Origin of the sequence: Bradyrhizobium genosp. A (genome assembly GCF_049949275.1) — a bacterium.
In the GTDB taxonomy this organism is placed as follows: domain Bacteria; phylum Pseudomonadota; class Alphaproteobacteria; order Rhizobiales; family Xanthobacteraceae; genus Bradyrhizobium.
This window is the reverse complement of record NZ_CP188196.1, coordinates 3,270,897-3,286,879: the sequence shown is the minus strand read 5'-3', so window position 1 is coordinate 3,286,879 and position 15,983 is coordinate 3,270,897. Positions and strand designations below refer to the sequence as shown.

Sequence of the window (15,983 nt, the reverse complement as noted above, 5' to 3'; positions counted from 1 at the left end):
CCAGTATCCCTTGGCCATCGCTAGCTCCCCGCAGCAATCGCGCGCCGCGGCAGCTTCCAATCCGGCCGGATGAAATGGCACGTGTAGCCATCGGGATAGCGTTCGAGATAATCCTGATGCTCGGGCTCGGCCTCCCAGAATTCGCCGGCGGGGGCGACTTCCGTCACCACCTTGCCTGGCCACAGACCCGATGCTTCGACATCGGCGATGGTGTCTTCAGCGACGTGCTTCTGCTCGTCTGACGTGTAGAAAATCGCAGAGCGGTAGCTCGTTCCCAAATCATTGCCCTGGCGGTTGAGCGTGGTGGGATCGTGGATCTGGAAGAAGAACTCCAGCATGGTCCGGAAGCTGGTCTTCGCGGGATCGAACATGATTTCGATCGCTTCGGCATGGCCTTCGTGATTGCGATAGGTGGCGTTCTTCACCCGACCGCCGGTGTAGCCGACGCGCGTGGAGACCACGCCGGGCTGCTTGCGGATGAGGTCCTGCATGCCCCAGAAGCAGCCTCCAGCCAAAACTGCGCGCTCTGTCGTCATTTGATGCTCCATCTGGTCAATTCGGATGATCTCACCTTACTGCGTCGCCGCATGCAAGCGAGGGTCATCATGATCATCGTGATACCTCAGGCAAAATCGCCCGAAACCTGCCTTCATCTGGCTGATGTTGGCAGGGCATGGGCGGCTATCCTGGGTTCGGCTAGGTCAATTTGGCGTCGAGCGTGATCTCGGCGTTGAGCACTTTCGACACCGGACAGTTCTTCTCGGCCTCGCCGGCGATACGGGCAAAGCCGGCGTCGTCGAGGTTCGGCACCTTGGCGCGCAAGGTCAGCGCCGATTTGCTGATCTTGAATCCCTTGCCTTCGGGATCGAGCGTGACGGCAGCTTCCGTTGAAAGCTCGGTCGCCGTGAAGCCGGCGAGCTGAAGACCGAAGGCCAGCGCCATCGTAAAGCAGCCGGCGTGTGCTGCCGCGATCAATTCCTCGGGATTGGTGCCCTTCTCGTTCTCGAAGCGCGTCTTGAACGAATAGGGCGTCTCGGCGAGCACGCCGGATTCGCTCGATAGATGGCCGGTGCCATCGCGACCGGTGCCCTGCCATACTGCTTTTGCCTTGCGGATCATCTCTTTCTCCTTGTTTGTGTGCGGATCGTTCAGCTGCGCTCCGCACCGGTGGAAGGCTATCCCGGCGCCGTCGCCGTGTCGCCTTCCAACCGGTCGAGCGCCGCAGCGGTTCCATCAGATGCCGATCTGTCCGACGTGGAAGCCCAGCCGGTTCTCGACGTCACCCGCGCGGTGGGAACCGCGCGCCAGGCGTCCAACCGCGTTTCAGATCGACTGACGCAACGGCCGGAACGCGGTGCGCATTTCCGAGCAAAACAGCGCGGGCTGCTCCCAGGCCGCGAAGTGACCACCCTTGTCGAGGCGGTTGTAGTGAATCAGCTTGGGATAGGCTTTTTCGGCCCAGCTGCGCGGCGCGGCGTAGATCTCATCCGGGAAGACGCTGACGGCGACCGGGATGTTCACATGCTTGGGCGCGAAGAACACCAGCTTGTTCTCCCAGTACAGTCGCGCCGATGACACCGCCGTGTTGGTGAGCCAGTAGAGCGCGATGTTGTCGATGACATCGTCCCGCGACAGCCCTTCGGTTTTGCCGTCGAACACGCGTGCAATCATCGCGGCGCTGCGTGCGTCGTGATCGAGCATCCAGGACGCCAGGCCTGCCGGCGAATCCACCAGCCCGTAGAGGGTCTGCGGCCGGTTCGACATTTCGATCGCGTAGCCGAGACCATGCTTGTAGAAATCGTCGAGCTGATCGTAGGCATAAGTCTCGTCCGCCGAGAGGCCGGACGGCTTCGATCCGCCGGGCTGAAGCGCCTTGGCGATGTCATCGGGAACGGTCGCGGGCATGTTGGTGTGAATGCCGAGCAGCTCGGGCGGCGCCAGCAGCGCCATCTGCTCGGTGACGGCATTGCCCCAATCGCCGCCTTGGGCGACGTAGCGGTTGTAGCCGAGCCGCTTCATCAGCACGAGCCAGGCGCGTGCCACACGCTGCGGATCCCAGCCGAGCTCGGTCGGCTTGCCGGAGAAGCCGTGACCGGGGAGCGAGGGGATCACGAGGTCGAACGCGTCCACCGCCTCGGCGCCATGCGCCGTCGGATCGGTCAACGGACCGACGATCTTCATCTGCTCTATGATCGAGCCCGGCCAGCCATGGGTGACGATCATCGGCAGGGCATTCTCGTGCCTGGAACGCACGTGAATGAAGTGAATGTCGACACCGTCGATCTCGGTGACGAATTGCGGCAACGCGTTCAGCCGCGCTTCCATCTTGCGCCAGTCATACTCGGTCTGCCAGTAGCGCACGAGCTGCTGAACCGTCGTGAGCTGCACGCCCTGCGATTGATCCGCGACGATCTCGCGATCCGGCCAGCGCGTCGCTGCGAGGCGGCGGCGCAAATCGAGCAGATCTTCCTCGGGCACATTGACGTGGAACGGGCGGATCGCGCCACTCACGGCAGCTTTCGCCGAATGCAGCGGCAACAGGCTTGCTATGCTTGCGGCAACGGCGCCCATCGCGGCCTGGGTCAGCAATTGGCGGCGGTCGGGGTTCAGGATGTCGGCTCGAGCTTGCGTCGTCATTTGGGGTCTCCCTCGGTTCGATTGGTGACGTTGACCGAATTCGACATCGACAGATCGGTTCGTCCTGTGAGGAGATTGGCTCAGGCGCCCGCAATTTGCTCGTTATGGATTGTTAGGCTGCGTTAGCAGTTGCGAGTCGTCACAACGCAGAATGAGAGGATGACGAGAGAGATCGGCTCGTTAGCGATTGCGAGCCCGGCCGCCGCATCAGGCGACCGCGAGCGGCATTGCTATGGTCACGCGTGTACCGCCCTGCCCGGCCTCGCCCTGCATCCGGGCATCGATGCTGCGCGCCAAGCCTTCCAGGATCCGGCTGCCGGCGCCCTGAAGCGGCCTGGTGGCGCCAACACCATTATCCGTCACTGTGCAGAGCCAACTGCCCTCGTGGTTCGCCACCTCGATGCGGATTAGCGCGCTCGTATTGTTCGGAAAGGCATGCTTTGCCGCATTGGTGACCAGCTCCGCCAGCATCAATGCAAGCCGGTGGCACTGCCATGCCGGCAACGTGCCGCTTTCGATCGATGCCTCACAGCGAATGCCGGCCGGTTCGAGCACCGCCTCGGACAGCGCGCCGCAAAGGCCTCCAAAGAAGGCCTCGACAGAAATCATCGCCAGATCGTCATTGTGAGACAAAAGCTGATAGAGCCTGCCGAAGGCGACGATGCGCCGCTCCAGCCGGTCGACTGCACCCGACATGTCCCGACCTCCGGCACGCGTGAAGTCGCGGCGGACTGACGCACCCAAGAGCGTCAGGGTGTTCTTCATGCGATGGTGCGACTCGCGCAGCACGAGTTCCCAGTCACGCGAGATCTCGTCGAGATTGGCGACAAAGTGAGGGCGAACGCCTCTGTCGTTCGTCCGCGAGCTGATAGCGGCCATCATAGCCTCCCCGTTGGAAAATAGGCCTAACTCGAAGGCTATACTGATGCAGAGCCGCGGCTCACGCTCGTTAGACGTTGCAAGATTGTGTTATGATCGCGTGCGCACGACGCTGGCAGAACATGACGGCCGCTTGAGCATTCGAGCGCACAGCCGAGTCTTCTCGATCACGGCATAAGCCGTTCGCGTTTAAGCGAAATTTGCAGCATATCGTCCGCGCAATCCTGCGTGGGCTGCGCGATTTCGCCGCTTTCGACCGGTTTACTGAGGGTCTCGTTCTGATAGACCAAGATAGACAGCAGCACTTTCCTTTCGCTGGAATGGAATCACGGGGCGTGCCGAACACGAACGACCAGGACTCAGCCATTTCCTTCGGGGCCTTCCGGCTGTTTCCGAAGTCGCGGCTGCTTGAGAGGGACGGCGCCCCGCTTCATCTCGGCGGTCGTGCGCTCGACATCCTCATCTTTCTCGCCGAGCGTGCGGGCGAGGTGGTCGACAAGCGGGAATTGGTCAAGCGGGTCTGGGCCGACGTGAATGTCGACGAGGGCAGCCTGCGCTTTCACATCACGTCCCTGCGCAAGGCCTTGGGCGATGCGGGCGAAGGCTCCCGTTATGTCGTCAACGTGCCCGGCCGCGGCTATTGTTTCACGGCCCCCCTGCTCCGCGCCACGCCTGCGGAGAACCGGCCAGCCGCGACTGTGTCCTCGCTCCGGTCCCTCCCCGCCCCGCTCGCGAAGATGATTGGCCGAGACGACGCCGTCGAGAAGATCGCGACTGAACTTTCCCTGCATCGGTTCGTCACCATCGTCGGCCCCGGCGGCATCGGCAAGACCTCGGTCGCACTCGCCGTGGCGCATGGTCAGCATGCGGACTTCGAGGGCCAGGTCTGCTTCGTCGATTTTGGCGCGCTGACGGAGCCGCGGCTCGTTCCCGGCACGATCGCCGCGGCGCTTGGCCTGACCGTCAATTCTGACGACCCGATACCCGGGCTGCTGACGTCATTGCGCAACCGCCGGACGCTGCTGGTCCTCGACAGCTGCGAGCACATCATCGACGAGGTCGCTCCGCTGGCGGAGCGCATCGTGCGGGAAGCGCCGGAGCTGCATGTTCTCGCCACCAGCCGCGAATCCTTTCGCACCGAAGGCGAACGCGTGTACCGGCTGTTTCCGCTGGATTGTCCGCCACAACGCGACGGGCTCAGCATGGCCGACATCCTTGCCTATCCGGCGAGCCAGCTTTTCGTCGAGCGGATTGCCGAAAGCCTGAGCGAATTCGAGCTCAGTGAAGAGGATGCGCCTCTCGTCGCCGATATCTGCCGGCGTCTGGACGGCATTGCGCTTGCGATCGAGCTTGCCGCCGGACGGGTCAACGCCTACGGGATCGCCGGCACGGCGTCGCTGCTCGACAGCCGTTTCTCGCTGCTGTGGCGAGGACGCCGCACTGCGATTCCCCGGCACCAGACGCTGAGCGCGGCGCTGAGCTGGAGCTACGACCTGCTGCCCCAGGCCGAGAGCGCGACACTGCGCGGCCTGTCGGTATTCGTCGGACCATTCACGCTGGAAGCTGCGCTCGCGGTCGCCGCATGTCAGGGCATCGACGAGGCGGAAGCGGTCGAAGCGATCTCGAATCTGCTGTCGAAATCCCTGATCGCGACATCGCCTGCAGAACGGCGACTGAGATACCGCCTGCTCGACACGACCCGCGCGTTCGCGGGCGACAAGCTCGTCGAGAGCGGGGAAGCGGCGCGCGTGGCGCGCGCCCACGCCGAATATTTCCGCGACTTCCTGCACGACATCGCCGTCAAGTCCAACGGCATGCAGAACGCGGGCGGCTTCCTGCCCTATGCCGACCATCTGCCAAATGTGCGGGCCGCGCTGACTTGGAGCTTTTCAGAGACCGGGGACCGCAGGGTCGGTGTGGACCTGGCGGCGGCGGCTGCACAGTTCTTCCTCGAGCTGACATTGCTGACGGAATGCCATAGCTGGACCCAGCAGGCGCTCGCCTCTGCCGAAATGGTCGACAGCCGCAAGGAAATGACGTTGCAGGCGGCTCTCGGCGTCTCCGTGATGTTCACGCAAGGCAACACGGAAGAGGTCCGGTCGGCGTTCACGCGAAGCCTGCAACTGGCTGAGCAGCTCGACGACTTGCACTGGCAGCTCTGGCTGTTGCGCGGGCTGCACATCTACCTGACGCGCGTCGGAGATTTTCACGGCGCGCTCGGCACCAGCGTGCAGGGTGAAGGCGTCGCCAGGAAGCTGAACGACCCGACCAGCACGCTGAACGTCGAGTGGATGCTCGGTGTGGCGCATCATCTGATCGGGAATCAGGACAAGGCCGTCCAGTTCTGCGAGAGCGCGATGGTGCACAATGCGAGCTCGCAGCGGCTGAATATCGGCCATCTCGGCTATGACGACCGCATTGTCGCCTTGGTCGCGTTGGCACGCGGGCTCTGGCTTAGCGGCCGGCCCGATCGTGCCATCGAGGCGGCCAGATACACGGTGCAGCAGGCCGAGCAGCTCGAGCAGCCCCTGACGCTCGGCATTTCCCTGATCTGGACCATCTACGTGTTTCTGTGGGTCGGCGACTGGGCCAGCGCCGAGAGCCTGATCGATCGGCTGATCGACCATGCCGCACGGCACTTCCTCGGCCCCTATCACGCGGTCGGCATCGGCCAGAAGGGCGAGCTTCTGCTCCGCCGCGGGGACATCGCCGGCGGCATCGAGCATCTTCGCCGCAGCCAGGCGACCTTGTACGCCACCCGGCACCGGATCATGACGACGGTGTTTGCAACGGCGCTCGCGGAGGGGCTGGCGGCCCAGAACGAGGCCGAGGAGGCTTTGCGCACGATCGACGAAGCCATTGCCCAGATCGGCGATCACGGCGAATCCTTCGATATGCCGGAAATGCTGCGGGTCAAGGCGGACATCCTGGTCCAATCCGCCAGGCCGACGGAAGCCGAAGCCCATCTCCAGCAATCGCTTGCCTTGTCGCGCCGGCAATGCGCGCGCGGCTGGGAGCTGCGGGGGGCGATGAGCCTGGCTCGCGTCTGGCAGCAGGCTGGGCGACAGGGCGATGCGCAGGCCCTGCTCGCGCCGCTGGTCGGGCAATATCAGGAAGGTCTGTCGAGCCGCGACCTGGTCGCCGCCCGGGGACTGCTGAGCGCGCTGAATTAAGAGCATCTTCAACGGGATACCGCCCGATTTGGCTCTTGCAATTCCTAACAACTTCTAACACGCCAAGCCGCGTCCGCCCCGCCATGGTGCTGAGAATCATGGTGGATGCAGTGAGACATGGCACTTCTTGACGATGCGATCGACGCCTGCGGGGGCTTGGCCCGCTGGAACGGCTTGAGCCGGTTCACGCTGCATCTGTCCGTTGGTGGGGCCCTGTTCTCCGACGCCGGACATGCCCGCGAATTCAAGGACGTCACCGCGGAGGGATCGACACGGACACAATCGGTTCGCTTCACCGGCATCACCGGCGGCGAGCGGTCCGGCGCGTTTGCGCCGGACGCGATTACGATCGAAAGCCTGGATGGCCATGTGCTGCGGACCTGGCGCAATCCGAGCCTTGCTTTCCCGACCAATGGCACACATGCGCTGGCGGACGAACTGCATCTGGTCTTCTTCTGCGGCGTCCAGATCTGGACCTATCTCACGACCCCATTCCTCCTCGCTCGTCCCGACGTCGTGGTCGAGGAGCTGCCGCCGTGGCAGGAGAACACTGAGACCTGGCGGCGTCTTCGCACGCAATTCCCGCCGGGCCTGATCAGCCTCGCGTCCGAGCAGGTGTTCTACTTCGACGAGAGCGCTTTGCAGAGACGGACCGATCACGATCTCCTGGGCGCACATGTCGCGCACTATTCCTGGGCCCACGAGAATTTTGGCGGCATCGTGGTTCCAACTCTTCGGCGTACGCTGACGTTGCAGCCCGACGGAACCGTTGTCGCCAAGCCCGTGCTGATCGATGTCGAGATCTTCGATGCCGTCTTCGAATAGCTACATGAAATATTGGCTGAAATTCCATCTCCTGCGGCTGGCCGCCGCACCCTCTGCGCGCCCACATAATCTAACAGATCCTAATCACCCCTAACGAGCTTCCAGGCCTGCTCACGCCTATCCTCTCAACATAGCAAGGTCGCGAGTTCGCAAGTAACCACAAGCACGACCGCGAAGCTGAGAGAGGATGAGCAATGTTGACCGAATCGCAGACGGCCTACCCTTGGATTGATCGTCCGGCCGGCCCGCGGGATCAGGAAATCCCTCATGCGACCCAGGCGATCACCCGGGAAGACGAATGGCGCCAGGTCGCATCAAGCTCGGAAGTCGAGGACATCACGATCTCGCGATGGGAAGATTCGCGGGACACCAAATGGCACGAGGCGACGACGCCTGATGGCCGATACTTTGTCGGCATCGCGCTGAAAACGACGCGAGCGAAACTGACCAGGGAACGCCAGATCATCTTCGACGGCACCATGCCATCAGGCACGTTGTATGTAAGCGCACCATCGCGACAGCTGAGCGCGCAATTCCAGGGGCCCTGCGACTTCCTGCATTTCCATATATCCGCCGACCATTTCCCGGCACGATGGTCGCCGGATGCGACCGATGAGCTCGACGATCTCGTTCTGCTGCGCGATCCGCTCGCCGCGGGGCTGACCAAGGCACTTGCCGAACAAGGCGATACCGCGGGCCACGAATTTGCGCGCAGTATCGGCGAAATCCTTGCGATGCGCCTGGCGCGGCCCGAATTGCCGCGCGCCAAGGTCAACGCCCTGCCGAAATGGCGTCTGCGCCGCGTCGAACAGCATATCGCCGCCCATTTCGAGCGCAGCGTCAGCCTGTCCGAGCTCGCCGGCGTTGCCGGGCTGTCCCGAATGCATTTCGCCGCGCAATTCCGCGCAGCGACCGGCTATCGCCCGCGCGAATATTTGCTCAATCATCGCATCGAGCAGGCGAAGTCGATGCTGACCGCGAGTGAGAGACCGCTGGCCGAGATTGCCCTTGCCGTCGGCTTCAGCACCCAGGCGCATTTCTCCACCGTGTTCAAGCGTATCAGCGGCCAGACACCGGCACGATGGCGTGCGGCCTCCAGGAACCAGCGGCCTGACATTGAAACGCTGCCGCGACGGCGTCGATTCTGGGATGGCGACCGTTGCGCGGGTACCGCCGCATGAGAATGGTTTTGGCGTAAGTGCCCTGCCGCTTGCGTCGGCTCGCGCCCTCCTCCTCCCGGGCCTACGAGCCTCCTGGGGCCGCCCTGCACCCCCACAGGACGGCCCCCTTTTCTCTTGCCACGGCGTTCAGCCGTCACGAATGCGGGCCGGTGCCGAATTTCTGCAAAGTGAAATATTTGCGGACCGGTTGAGATACCGACGAAACAGACGGCCTCGCTATCCCGCTGGCAGCGCATCGAGGTGGCAGGCCACCCATTGCTCGCCCTCAGTCGAACGAAGCTGCGGCTCTTCGATCCTGCAGCGATCGAACACGTACGGGCAGCGGGTATGGAAGCGGCACCCGCTCGGAGGATTGATCGGGCTCGGCACGTCTCCCTTGAGGATGATCGGATTGCGCTGAGCTCCGGGCTCCGGCAGCGGGACCGCCGACAACAGCGCCTTGGTATAGGGATGCCTTGGCGCGGCAAAGATCTCCCGGCGCGGCGCCACCTCGACGATCTTGCCGAGATACATCACCGCGACCCGGTGCGTCATGTGCTCGACGATCGCGAGGTCATGGCTGATAAAGAGCAGCGCGAGGCCAAATTCGCGCTGCAGATCCTGCAACAGGTTGACGATCTGCGCCTTGACCGAGACGTCAAGCGCCGACACCGCCTCGTCGCAGACGATCAGCTCCGGCTCGGCCGCGAGCGCCCGTGCAATGCCGATGCGCTGACGCTGGCCGCCGGAAAATTCGTGCGGCCTGCGGTTCAGCGCTTCCCGCGGCAGGCGCACCGTATCCATCAGCGCCGTCACGCGCGTCTCGAGATCGATCGCTGACTTGGCGAGGCCGAAATTCCGGATCGGCTCCGCGAGAATATCGCGCACGCGCATACGCGGATTGAGGCTCGAGAACGGATCCTGGAACACCACCTGCATACGTTGCCGCAGCTGACGCATCGTGCTCGGATGTGCGTCGTCGATACGCTGGCCGTCGAGGATGACCTGGCCGGACGTCACATCGAACAACCGCAGAATCGCGCGCCCGACTGTCGACTTGCCGCAGCCGGACTCGCCGACCAGCGACAGCGTCTCGCCCTTCGCGATCTCGAACGACACGCCGTCGACCGCGTAGACCCATTCGGATTTGCGCCCGAACAGGCCGGTCTTGACCGGAAAATGTTTCTTGAGGTCGTTGACCTGGAGCAGCGGAGGGCTCATGCCGCAACCGCTCCCTTGGCGGCGTAGTGGCAGGCAGCGATGTGGCGCGGCCCCTTCTCCTCGAGCCCCGGTGCATATTGTCGACAGAGATCGGTCGCGAGCGCACAGCGGCCGGCGAAGACGCAGCCGGTGATGGGCCTGCGCAGGTCAGGCACCTGTCCGGGGATCTCGGCAAGCCGCCTCGCGGTGCCAGTCAACGAAGAGCCGAGTCGCGGCACGGCGCCGAGCAGGCCTTGCGTGTAGGGATGACGCGGCGAGCGGAACAGTTCAGTCACCGGCGCCTCCTCGACCTTGCGGCCGGCGTACATCACCATGACGCGTTCGGCGATTTCGGCGACGACGCCGAGATCGTGGGTGATCAGGATGATCGCCGCCCCCACCCGATGTTTCAGGTCCAGCATCAGCTTCAGGATCTGCGCCTGGATGGTCACGTCGAGCGCAGTGGTCGGCTCGTCCGCGATCAGGAGCTTTGGATTGCAGGCCAGCGCGATCGCGATCATCACGCGCTGGCGCATGCCGCCGGACAGCTGGTGCGGATATTCGCGCACGCGCCGCTTCGGCTCGGGAATGCCGACCAGTGTCAGCATCTCGATCGCGTGCGCCTCGGCGGCCTGCTTGTCCAGGCCCTGATGGATCATCAGCGTCTCGCGGATCTGACGGCCGACGGTCAGGACCGGATTGAGGCTGGTCATCGGCTCCTGAAAGATCATCGAGATGTCGTTGCCGCGGATGGCGCGCATCTCGCGATCCGGCAATTGCAGGAGGTCTCTGCCCGCGAAGCGAATGGCGCCCGCGATCCTGCCCGGTGGCTCCGGGATCAGCCGCATCAGCGACATCGAGGTCACCGATTTGCCGCAGCCTGACTCGCCAACGATGGCGAGCGTCTCGCCTTCGTTGACATGGAAGGACACACCGTCCACCGCGCGGTTGATGCCGCTGGGGGTGCGGAAGTGGGTCTGCAGATTTTCGACTTCGAGCAACGCCATTGCGATCAGCCTCTCGACATCACAGGCTCTTGGCCATGCGCGGATCGAGCGCATCGCGAAGGCCGTCGCCGAGCAGGTTGACGGCGAGCACGGTGACGGAGAGGAACGCCGCCGGGAAGAACACAATGTAAGGCTTGACCTGCCACAACGCGCGGCCCTCGGCCATGATATTGCCCCAGGACGGAATGGTCGGCGGCGTGCCGGCGCCGATAAAGGACAGGATCGCCTCCGTGATCATGGCGCTGGCGCAAATGTAAGTCGCCTGCACCAGCATCGGCGCGAGCGTGTTGGGCAGGATATGGCGCAGGATGATCATCGGTGTGCGCGTGCCGCAGGCGACTGCGGCGTCCACATAGGGCTGCTCGCGCAGCGACAATACGACGCTGCGGACCAGGCGCGAAACGCGCGGGATCTCGGCGATGGTAATCGCCAGAATGACGTTGCCGACGCTGCCGCGCGTCAAGGCCATCAGCGCGATCGCCAACAGGATCGGCGGGATCGACATCAGGCCGTCCATGAAGCGCATCAGAATGCCGTCGGCCCAGCGGACGAAGCCCGAGACCATGCCGATGGCGAGACCTGCCACGGATGCGAATATGGCGACTGATAGTCCGACGGTCAGCGAAACCCGCGCGCCGAATAGCACGCGTGAATAGATATCACGGCCAAGCACGTCGGTGCCGAACCAGTAGGCTGCGGACGGCGCCCGGGTGCGCTTGGCGGGCGCGAGCGCAGTCGGGTCGACCGTCCAGAGATACGGCGCAAAGACCGCGATCAGGACGAGCATCAGCAGCAACGCGCCGCCGATCGCGACCGTCGGATGGCCGCGCAGGAAGCCGAGGAAGCCGCGCCGGATCCTGACCGGCCGCAGGATCTCCGGCAGCTGCGGCGCGAGGACGAAGCCGCCGGGAAGCGACTGCGGGGTGACGGTCGTATCGGTCAATAGCGGATCCTCGGGTCAACGAGCGTATATGTGACGTCGATCATCAGATTGACGAGGACGTAGACGAAGCTGAACAGCAGCACGATGCCCTGGATGACCGGATAATCGCGGCGCAGGATCGCATCGATCGTGAGGCGGCCGAGACCGGGGATCGCGAACACGCTTTCGGTGACGACCGCGCCGCCGATCAGGAGCGCGATGCCGATCCCGATCACGGTCACGATCGGCACCGCCGCGTTCTTCAATGCGTGAATGAACAGGATGCCGCCTTGCCCCATCCCCTTGGCGCGCGCGGTGCGGATATAGTCCTGTTGCAAGACTTCGAGCATGGTGGCGCGGGTGATGCGCGCGACCAGCGCGATGTAGACGCAGCCGAGCGCGATCGCCGGCAGGATCAGGTTTTGCAGCCACGGCCAGAAGCCCTCCGTGAGCGGCGTGTAGCCCTGCACGGGAAGCCATTCGAGCTCCAGCGCGAAGATGTAGGCAAGGACATAGCCGACGACGAAGACGGGTAGCGAGAAGCCGAACACGGCGAACGCCATGATGGCGCGATCGATGAAGCTTCCCGCCTTCCATGCCGCGACCACCCCCAGCGGCACCGCGACGACGATCGTGAGCAGAAGCGTGACGGTCATCAGCGACAGCGTCGGTCCGAGACGCTGCCCGATCATCGTCGACACCGGCAGGTTGGTAAAGATCGAAGTACCGAGGTCGCCATGCAGGATGCGCCAGACCCAGCTGCCGAACTGGATCAGGAAGGGACGGTCGAGGCCGAGGCCCTGGCGGATGCGCTCCACATCCTCCGGGCTCGCCTGGTCGCCTGCGATCACCACGGCGGGATCGCCCGGCGCGATATAGAGCAGGCTGAACACGAATAGTGCAACAATCGCCATCACCGGCAAGGTGGCGACGATGCGCCGGAGGATATAGGAGAGCATCTGGCCTCAGCGCAGCATCATGCGGTCTTCGATACGCCCCAGAAGAACGGCAACGGTCCCTTGGCGATACCGGAGACGTTCTTGCGCCACGCGGTGTAGCTCAGGAAGAAGCCGGTCGGCGCGTAGACGACGTCATCCAGCGCCGCCTTGTTGAGGCGACCGATCGCAGCCTTCTCCTCATCGAGGTTCTTGGCCTCGAACCAGGACGAGACCTCCTTCTCGGTACTGGGGCTGGCGGGCCAGCCGAACCAGGCCTTGTCGCCATTGGCGCGAATGGCGGTGTAGGGCGCAGGATTGATACAGTCCGCGCCGGCGTGCCAGGTGTGGAACATGTTCCAGCCGCCTTGTCCGGGCGGCGTCTTGGCCGCGCGGCGGGAGCCGACCGTGCCCCAATCGGTGGCGACAAAGTCGACATTCATGCCGAGCCTCTTGAGGAGATCCGCGGTGACGTCGCCTTGCGCCTTGGTAATCGGCTGGTCCTGCGCGACCAGGCATGTCACCGGCTGGCCGGAATAGCCGCTCTCGGCGAGCAGCTTCTTGGCCGCGTCGAGATCGCGCTTGCCCTTCAGGATCTCGCCGCCCATCTCGCTGTAGAGCGGCGTATCGGGCGTGAAGTAGCCGGGCAGCGGCTTCCACAGCGAATTATCGTCGCCGATGATCGCGCGCATATAGTCTTCCTGGCTCATCGCCATCAGCACCGCACGCCGGGCCCGCACGTCGTTGAAGGGCGGATAGAGGAAGTTCATGCGGAACGAGCCGATATTGCCGAGGGGATCGCCAATGTCGACGCTGATGTTCTTGTTCTTCTTCAGGACCGGAACGAGATCGGCGATCGGGCTCTCCCACCAATCGACCTCGCCGTTCTGCAGCGCGGCGGCCGCAGTCGCTGCATCCGGCATCACGATCCATTCGACGCGGTCGATCAGGATCTGCTTGCCGCCCGCGAGCCACGACGCCTTCTCCTGCCGCGGCACGTAGTCGGCGAATTTCTCGAACACCGCCTTCGCGCCGGGCACCCATTCGCCCTTGGCGAACTTCATCGGTCCGGAGCCGACATAGTCGCCGATCTGCTTGAACGGATCGGTTTGCGCGATGCGCTCGGGCATGATGAACGCACAGGGCGAATTGTTCTTCGCAAGCGCGTAGAGCATCTTCGGGAAGGGTTGCTTCAGCACCCATTTGAAGGTGCGATCGTCGACCGCGGTGAGCTCCTGCTGCAGCGCCTTGATCATCAGGCCCATCGGATCGCGTGCCGCCCAGCGCGATAGGCTCGCGACGACGTCCTTGCTCAGCACCGGCTCGCCGTCATGGAATTTGAGGCCCGGCCGCAATTTGAACGTCCAGGTCGTGCCGTCGTCGGTCACTTCCTCGGACTCGACCATCTGACGCTGCGGCTGAAGCGAGGAATCGATGCCGTAAAGCGTGTCCCAGACCAGCGCCGCGGCATTGCGCACGACATACTGCGTGCCCCAAATGGGGTCGAAATTGGCAAGATTAGCCTGCGGCACGAAACGCAGGGTCCGGGCTGCGGCGCCTTGCGCGATCGCCGGCGCCGAAAGGCCACCGGACAATGCCAGACCGCCCGCGCCAGCCAGTCCCTTCAATACGGTCCTGCGATCCATGAAGTCCTCCCAGTAATGCCGTGATGCCGGCCGTTCATTGGCCAATGGCAGGTGAAACCGAACCCATTAGCGTGCAAATGGTATGCCAGTAAATGAACCTTCGCCAGCGGGATCTCATCGCCTTTTTGCTGGCCAAGACCTCAAGAGCCTCGCGGCTGTCGGCTTTCTGGATCGGGCCCATCTGGGCGGCGGCAACATTGACGATGCGCATCAGCGAGTTCCAGATTTTTTGGCAGATTTCTTGGCGAGGCTGGGGGATCGCAGCTTCAGGGGCGTGTCGGCGCGCGCAGCATAACGGCCCCGCGCCGTTTTTCCAGCCAAGCAGCTTTCATGCCGTCCGCCCCGTTCGGCGGACAAGTCGCTCTTTCCGAGCTACAAGCATACGGAACCTCTCTCCTCGCTTCGGTTTATAACTGCACCCCTCTCAATCCCCCAATCCCCTCCGGAGCATCACGAATGACATCAGCCGACCGGCCGGCGACGCGGCTCGCCACGCGCCTCTCGTTCCTGGTCGCCGGCTTCGGCATCGCGTGCTGGGCGCCGCTGGTGCCGTTCGCGAAGGAGCGGCTCGCGGTCGATGACGCGGTCCTTGGCTTGCTGCTGCTCAGCCTCGGCATCGGCTCGGTCGTCGCGATGCTCGCGACCGGCATTTTGAGCGCACGCCACGGCACCAGGCCGATCATCATCGCAGGCGGGATCGGTCTCGCCCTGGCCTTGCCCCTGCTGGTCATCGCAGGCACGCCCGTGACACTGGCGATTGCCTTGCTCGCATTCGGCGCTGCGCTCGGCTCCATCGATGTCGCCATGAACATTCATGCCGTCGAGGTCGAACGCGCGGCAGGACAACCGCTGATGTCGGGCTTTCACGCGCTCTTCAGCATTGGCGGCTTCGCCGGATCGGCGGTGATGACGGCGCTGTTGTCGTTTCATCTTGGACCACTCGCATGTGCATTGATCTGCTCCGTGCTGATGCTAATCGCGATGGCGCTCGCCTGGCCGCGCCTGCTGCGCTCGGCGCAGGCGCCGGAGGGACCGCTGTTCGTGCTGCCGCATGGCATCGTGCTGCTGCTGGCGCTGCTGGCGGCCATCACCTTCCTGATCGAAGGCGCGATGCTCGACTGGGGCGCGCTGCTCGTCATCGGCACGGGCCTCGTCAGCGAGGCCCAGGGCGGGATCGGTTACATCGTGTTCTCGATCGCGATGACCGCCGGGCGGCTCGGCGGCGATGCCGTCGTGGCGCGTGTCGGCGATCGCGCAACGCTGGTCGGTGGAAGCCTGCTTGCCGTCGCAGGTCTTGCCGTGCTGTTGCTCGCGCCGAGCAAGGCCATGGCCATCGCCGGTTTCCTGTTCATCGGCCTCGGCGCATCGAACCTCGTGCCGGTGCTGTTCCGCCGCGCCGCCAGGCAGACCGTGATGCCCACCGGGCTCGCGGTGGCGTCAATCACCACCGCCGGCTATGCCGGCATTCTGGTTGGCCCCGCCGGCATCGGTTTTGTCGCCCACGCCGTCGGCCTGCCGATGGCATTCTGGATGCTCGCGGCGCTGATGTGCCTCGTCACGCTGTCCGCGCGCGCCGTCACCGCAAAATAGAAAGGTACG

Annotated in this window: 15 protein-coding genes; 4 read left to right on the top strand and 11 right to left on the bottom strand. The window is 64.0% G+C overall.

The annotated features are described in order from the left end of the window. Window positions 1-20 precede the first annotated feature (20 nt). The 5 genes from msrA to ACP2YP_RS15120 all read right to left on the bottom strand — a co-directional run bounded on the left by msrA (window position 21) and on the right by ACP2YP_RS15120 (window position 3,821). A complete protein-coding gene (gene msrA / locus ACP2YP_RS15140) occupies window positions 21-536 on the bottom strand; it encodes a peptide-methionine (S)-S-oxide reductase MsrA (RefSeq protein ID WP_426425049.1) in 516 nt (171 codons plus the stop codon). A gap of 160 nt (window positions 537-696) precedes the next feature. Then, window positions 697-1,119 (bottom strand): OsmC family protein, encoded by a 423-nt coding sequence (locus tag ACP2YP_RS15135; protein ID WP_426425048.1) that lies wholly within the window; start codon window positions 1,117-1,119, stop codon window positions 697-699. Window positions 1,120-1,323: 204 nt separating this feature from the next. After that, on the bottom strand, window positions 1,324-2,637 hold the full coding sequence (locus ACP2YP_RS15130) for an epoxide hydrolase family protein (protein WP_426425046.1): 1,314 nt from the start codon (window positions 2,635-2,637) through the stop codon (window positions 1,324-1,326). A gap of 207 nt (window positions 2,638-2,844) precedes the next feature. Beyond that, a complete protein-coding gene (locus ACP2YP_RS15125; protein ID WP_426425045.1) occupies window positions 2,845-3,516 on the bottom strand; it encodes a sensor histidine kinase in 672 nt (223 codons plus the stop codon). Between the two features lie 167 nt (window positions 3,517-3,683). Then, on the bottom strand, window positions 3,684-3,821 hold the full coding sequence (locus ACP2YP_RS15120; RefSeq protein WP_426425043.1) for a hypothetical protein: 138 nt from the start codon (window positions 3,819-3,821) through the stop codon (window positions 3,684-3,686). 30 nt (window positions 3,822-3,851) lie between these two features. On the opposite strand from ACP2YP_RS15120, the gene ACP2YP_RS15115 reads away from it, so the two are divergent. The 3 genes from ACP2YP_RS15115 (at window position 3,852) to ACP2YP_RS15105 (ending at window position 8,695) form a co-directional block, all read left to right on the top strand. Next, window positions 3,852-6,689 carry an ATP-binding protein gene (locus tag ACP2YP_RS15115; protein WP_426425041.1) on the top strand — a complete coding sequence of 946 codons (2,838 nt, stop codon included), beginning with the start codon at window positions 3,852-3,854 and terminating at the stop codon, window positions 6,687-6,689. A gap of 117 nt (window positions 6,690-6,806) precedes the next feature. Then, window positions 6,807-7,514, top strand: a complete 708-nt coding sequence (locus tag ACP2YP_RS15110) for a hypothetical protein (RefSeq protein ID WP_426425040.1) — start codon at window positions 6,807-6,809, stop codon at window positions 7,512-7,514. A 194-nt stretch (window positions 7,515-7,708) separates the two neighbouring features. After that, window positions 7,709-8,695 carry a helix-turn-helix domain-containing protein gene (locus ACP2YP_RS15105; RefSeq protein ID WP_426425039.1) on the top strand — a complete coding sequence of 329 codons (987 nt, stop codon included), beginning with the start codon at window positions 7,709-7,711 and terminating at the stop codon, window positions 8,693-8,695. A 216-nt stretch (window positions 8,696-8,911) separates the two neighbouring features. Here ACP2YP_RS15105 and ACP2YP_RS15100 read toward each other — a convergent pair whose 3' ends face one another. The 6 genes from ACP2YP_RS15100 to ACP2YP_RS15075 are packed head-to-tail and all read right to left on the bottom strand — an operon-like array spanning window position 8,912 to window position 14,595. Then, window positions 8,912-9,895: an ABC transporter ATP-binding protein gene (locus ACP2YP_RS15100; protein ID WP_426425038.1), complete on the bottom strand. Its 984-nt coding sequence runs from the start codon at window positions 9,893-9,895 to the stop codon at window positions 8,912-8,914. Then, entirely contained in the window at window positions 9,892-10,881 is a 990-nt protein-coding gene (locus ACP2YP_RS15095) for an ABC transporter ATP-binding protein (RefSeq protein WP_426425037.1), read from the bottom strand. Before ACP2YP_RS15095 ends, ACP2YP_RS15100 begins: the two co-directional genes overlap by 4 nt. A gap of 19 nt (window positions 10,882-10,900) precedes the next feature. Beyond that, window positions 10,901-11,824 (bottom strand): ABC transporter permease, encoded by a 924-nt coding sequence (locus ACP2YP_RS15090; RefSeq protein WP_426425036.1) that lies wholly within the window; start codon window positions 11,822-11,824, stop codon window positions 10,901-10,903. After that, complete coding sequence (locus tag ACP2YP_RS15085) at window positions 11,821-12,762, bottom strand: ABC transporter permease (RefSeq protein ID WP_426425034.1); 942 nt, start codon at window positions 12,760-12,762, stop codon at window positions 11,821-11,823. Before ACP2YP_RS15085 ends, ACP2YP_RS15090 begins: the two co-directional genes overlap by 4 nt. Window positions 12,763-12,779: 17 nt before the next feature. Then, window positions 12,780-14,384 carry an ABC transporter substrate-binding protein gene (locus ACP2YP_RS15080; protein ID WP_426425033.1) on the bottom strand — a complete coding sequence of 535 codons (1,605 nt, stop codon included), beginning with the start codon at window positions 14,382-14,384 and terminating at the stop codon, window positions 12,780-12,782. Window positions 14,385-14,418: 34 nt separating this feature from the next. After that, the gene (locus ACP2YP_RS15075) at window positions 14,419-14,595 is read right to left on the bottom strand and encodes a hypothetical protein (protein ID WP_426426489.1); all 177 of its coding nucleotides are present in this window, start codon (window positions 14,593-14,595) and stop codon (window positions 14,419-14,421) included. A gap of 245 nt (window positions 14,596-14,840) precedes the next feature. Here ACP2YP_RS15075 and ACP2YP_RS15070 point away from each other — a divergent pair, with 245 nt between their 5' ends. Then, window positions 14,841-15,974, top strand: a complete 1,134-nt coding sequence (locus tag ACP2YP_RS15070) for an MFS transporter (RefSeq protein ID WP_426425032.1) — start codon at window positions 14,841-14,843, stop codon at window positions 15,972-15,974. Window positions 15,975-15,983 lie beyond the last annotated feature (9 nt).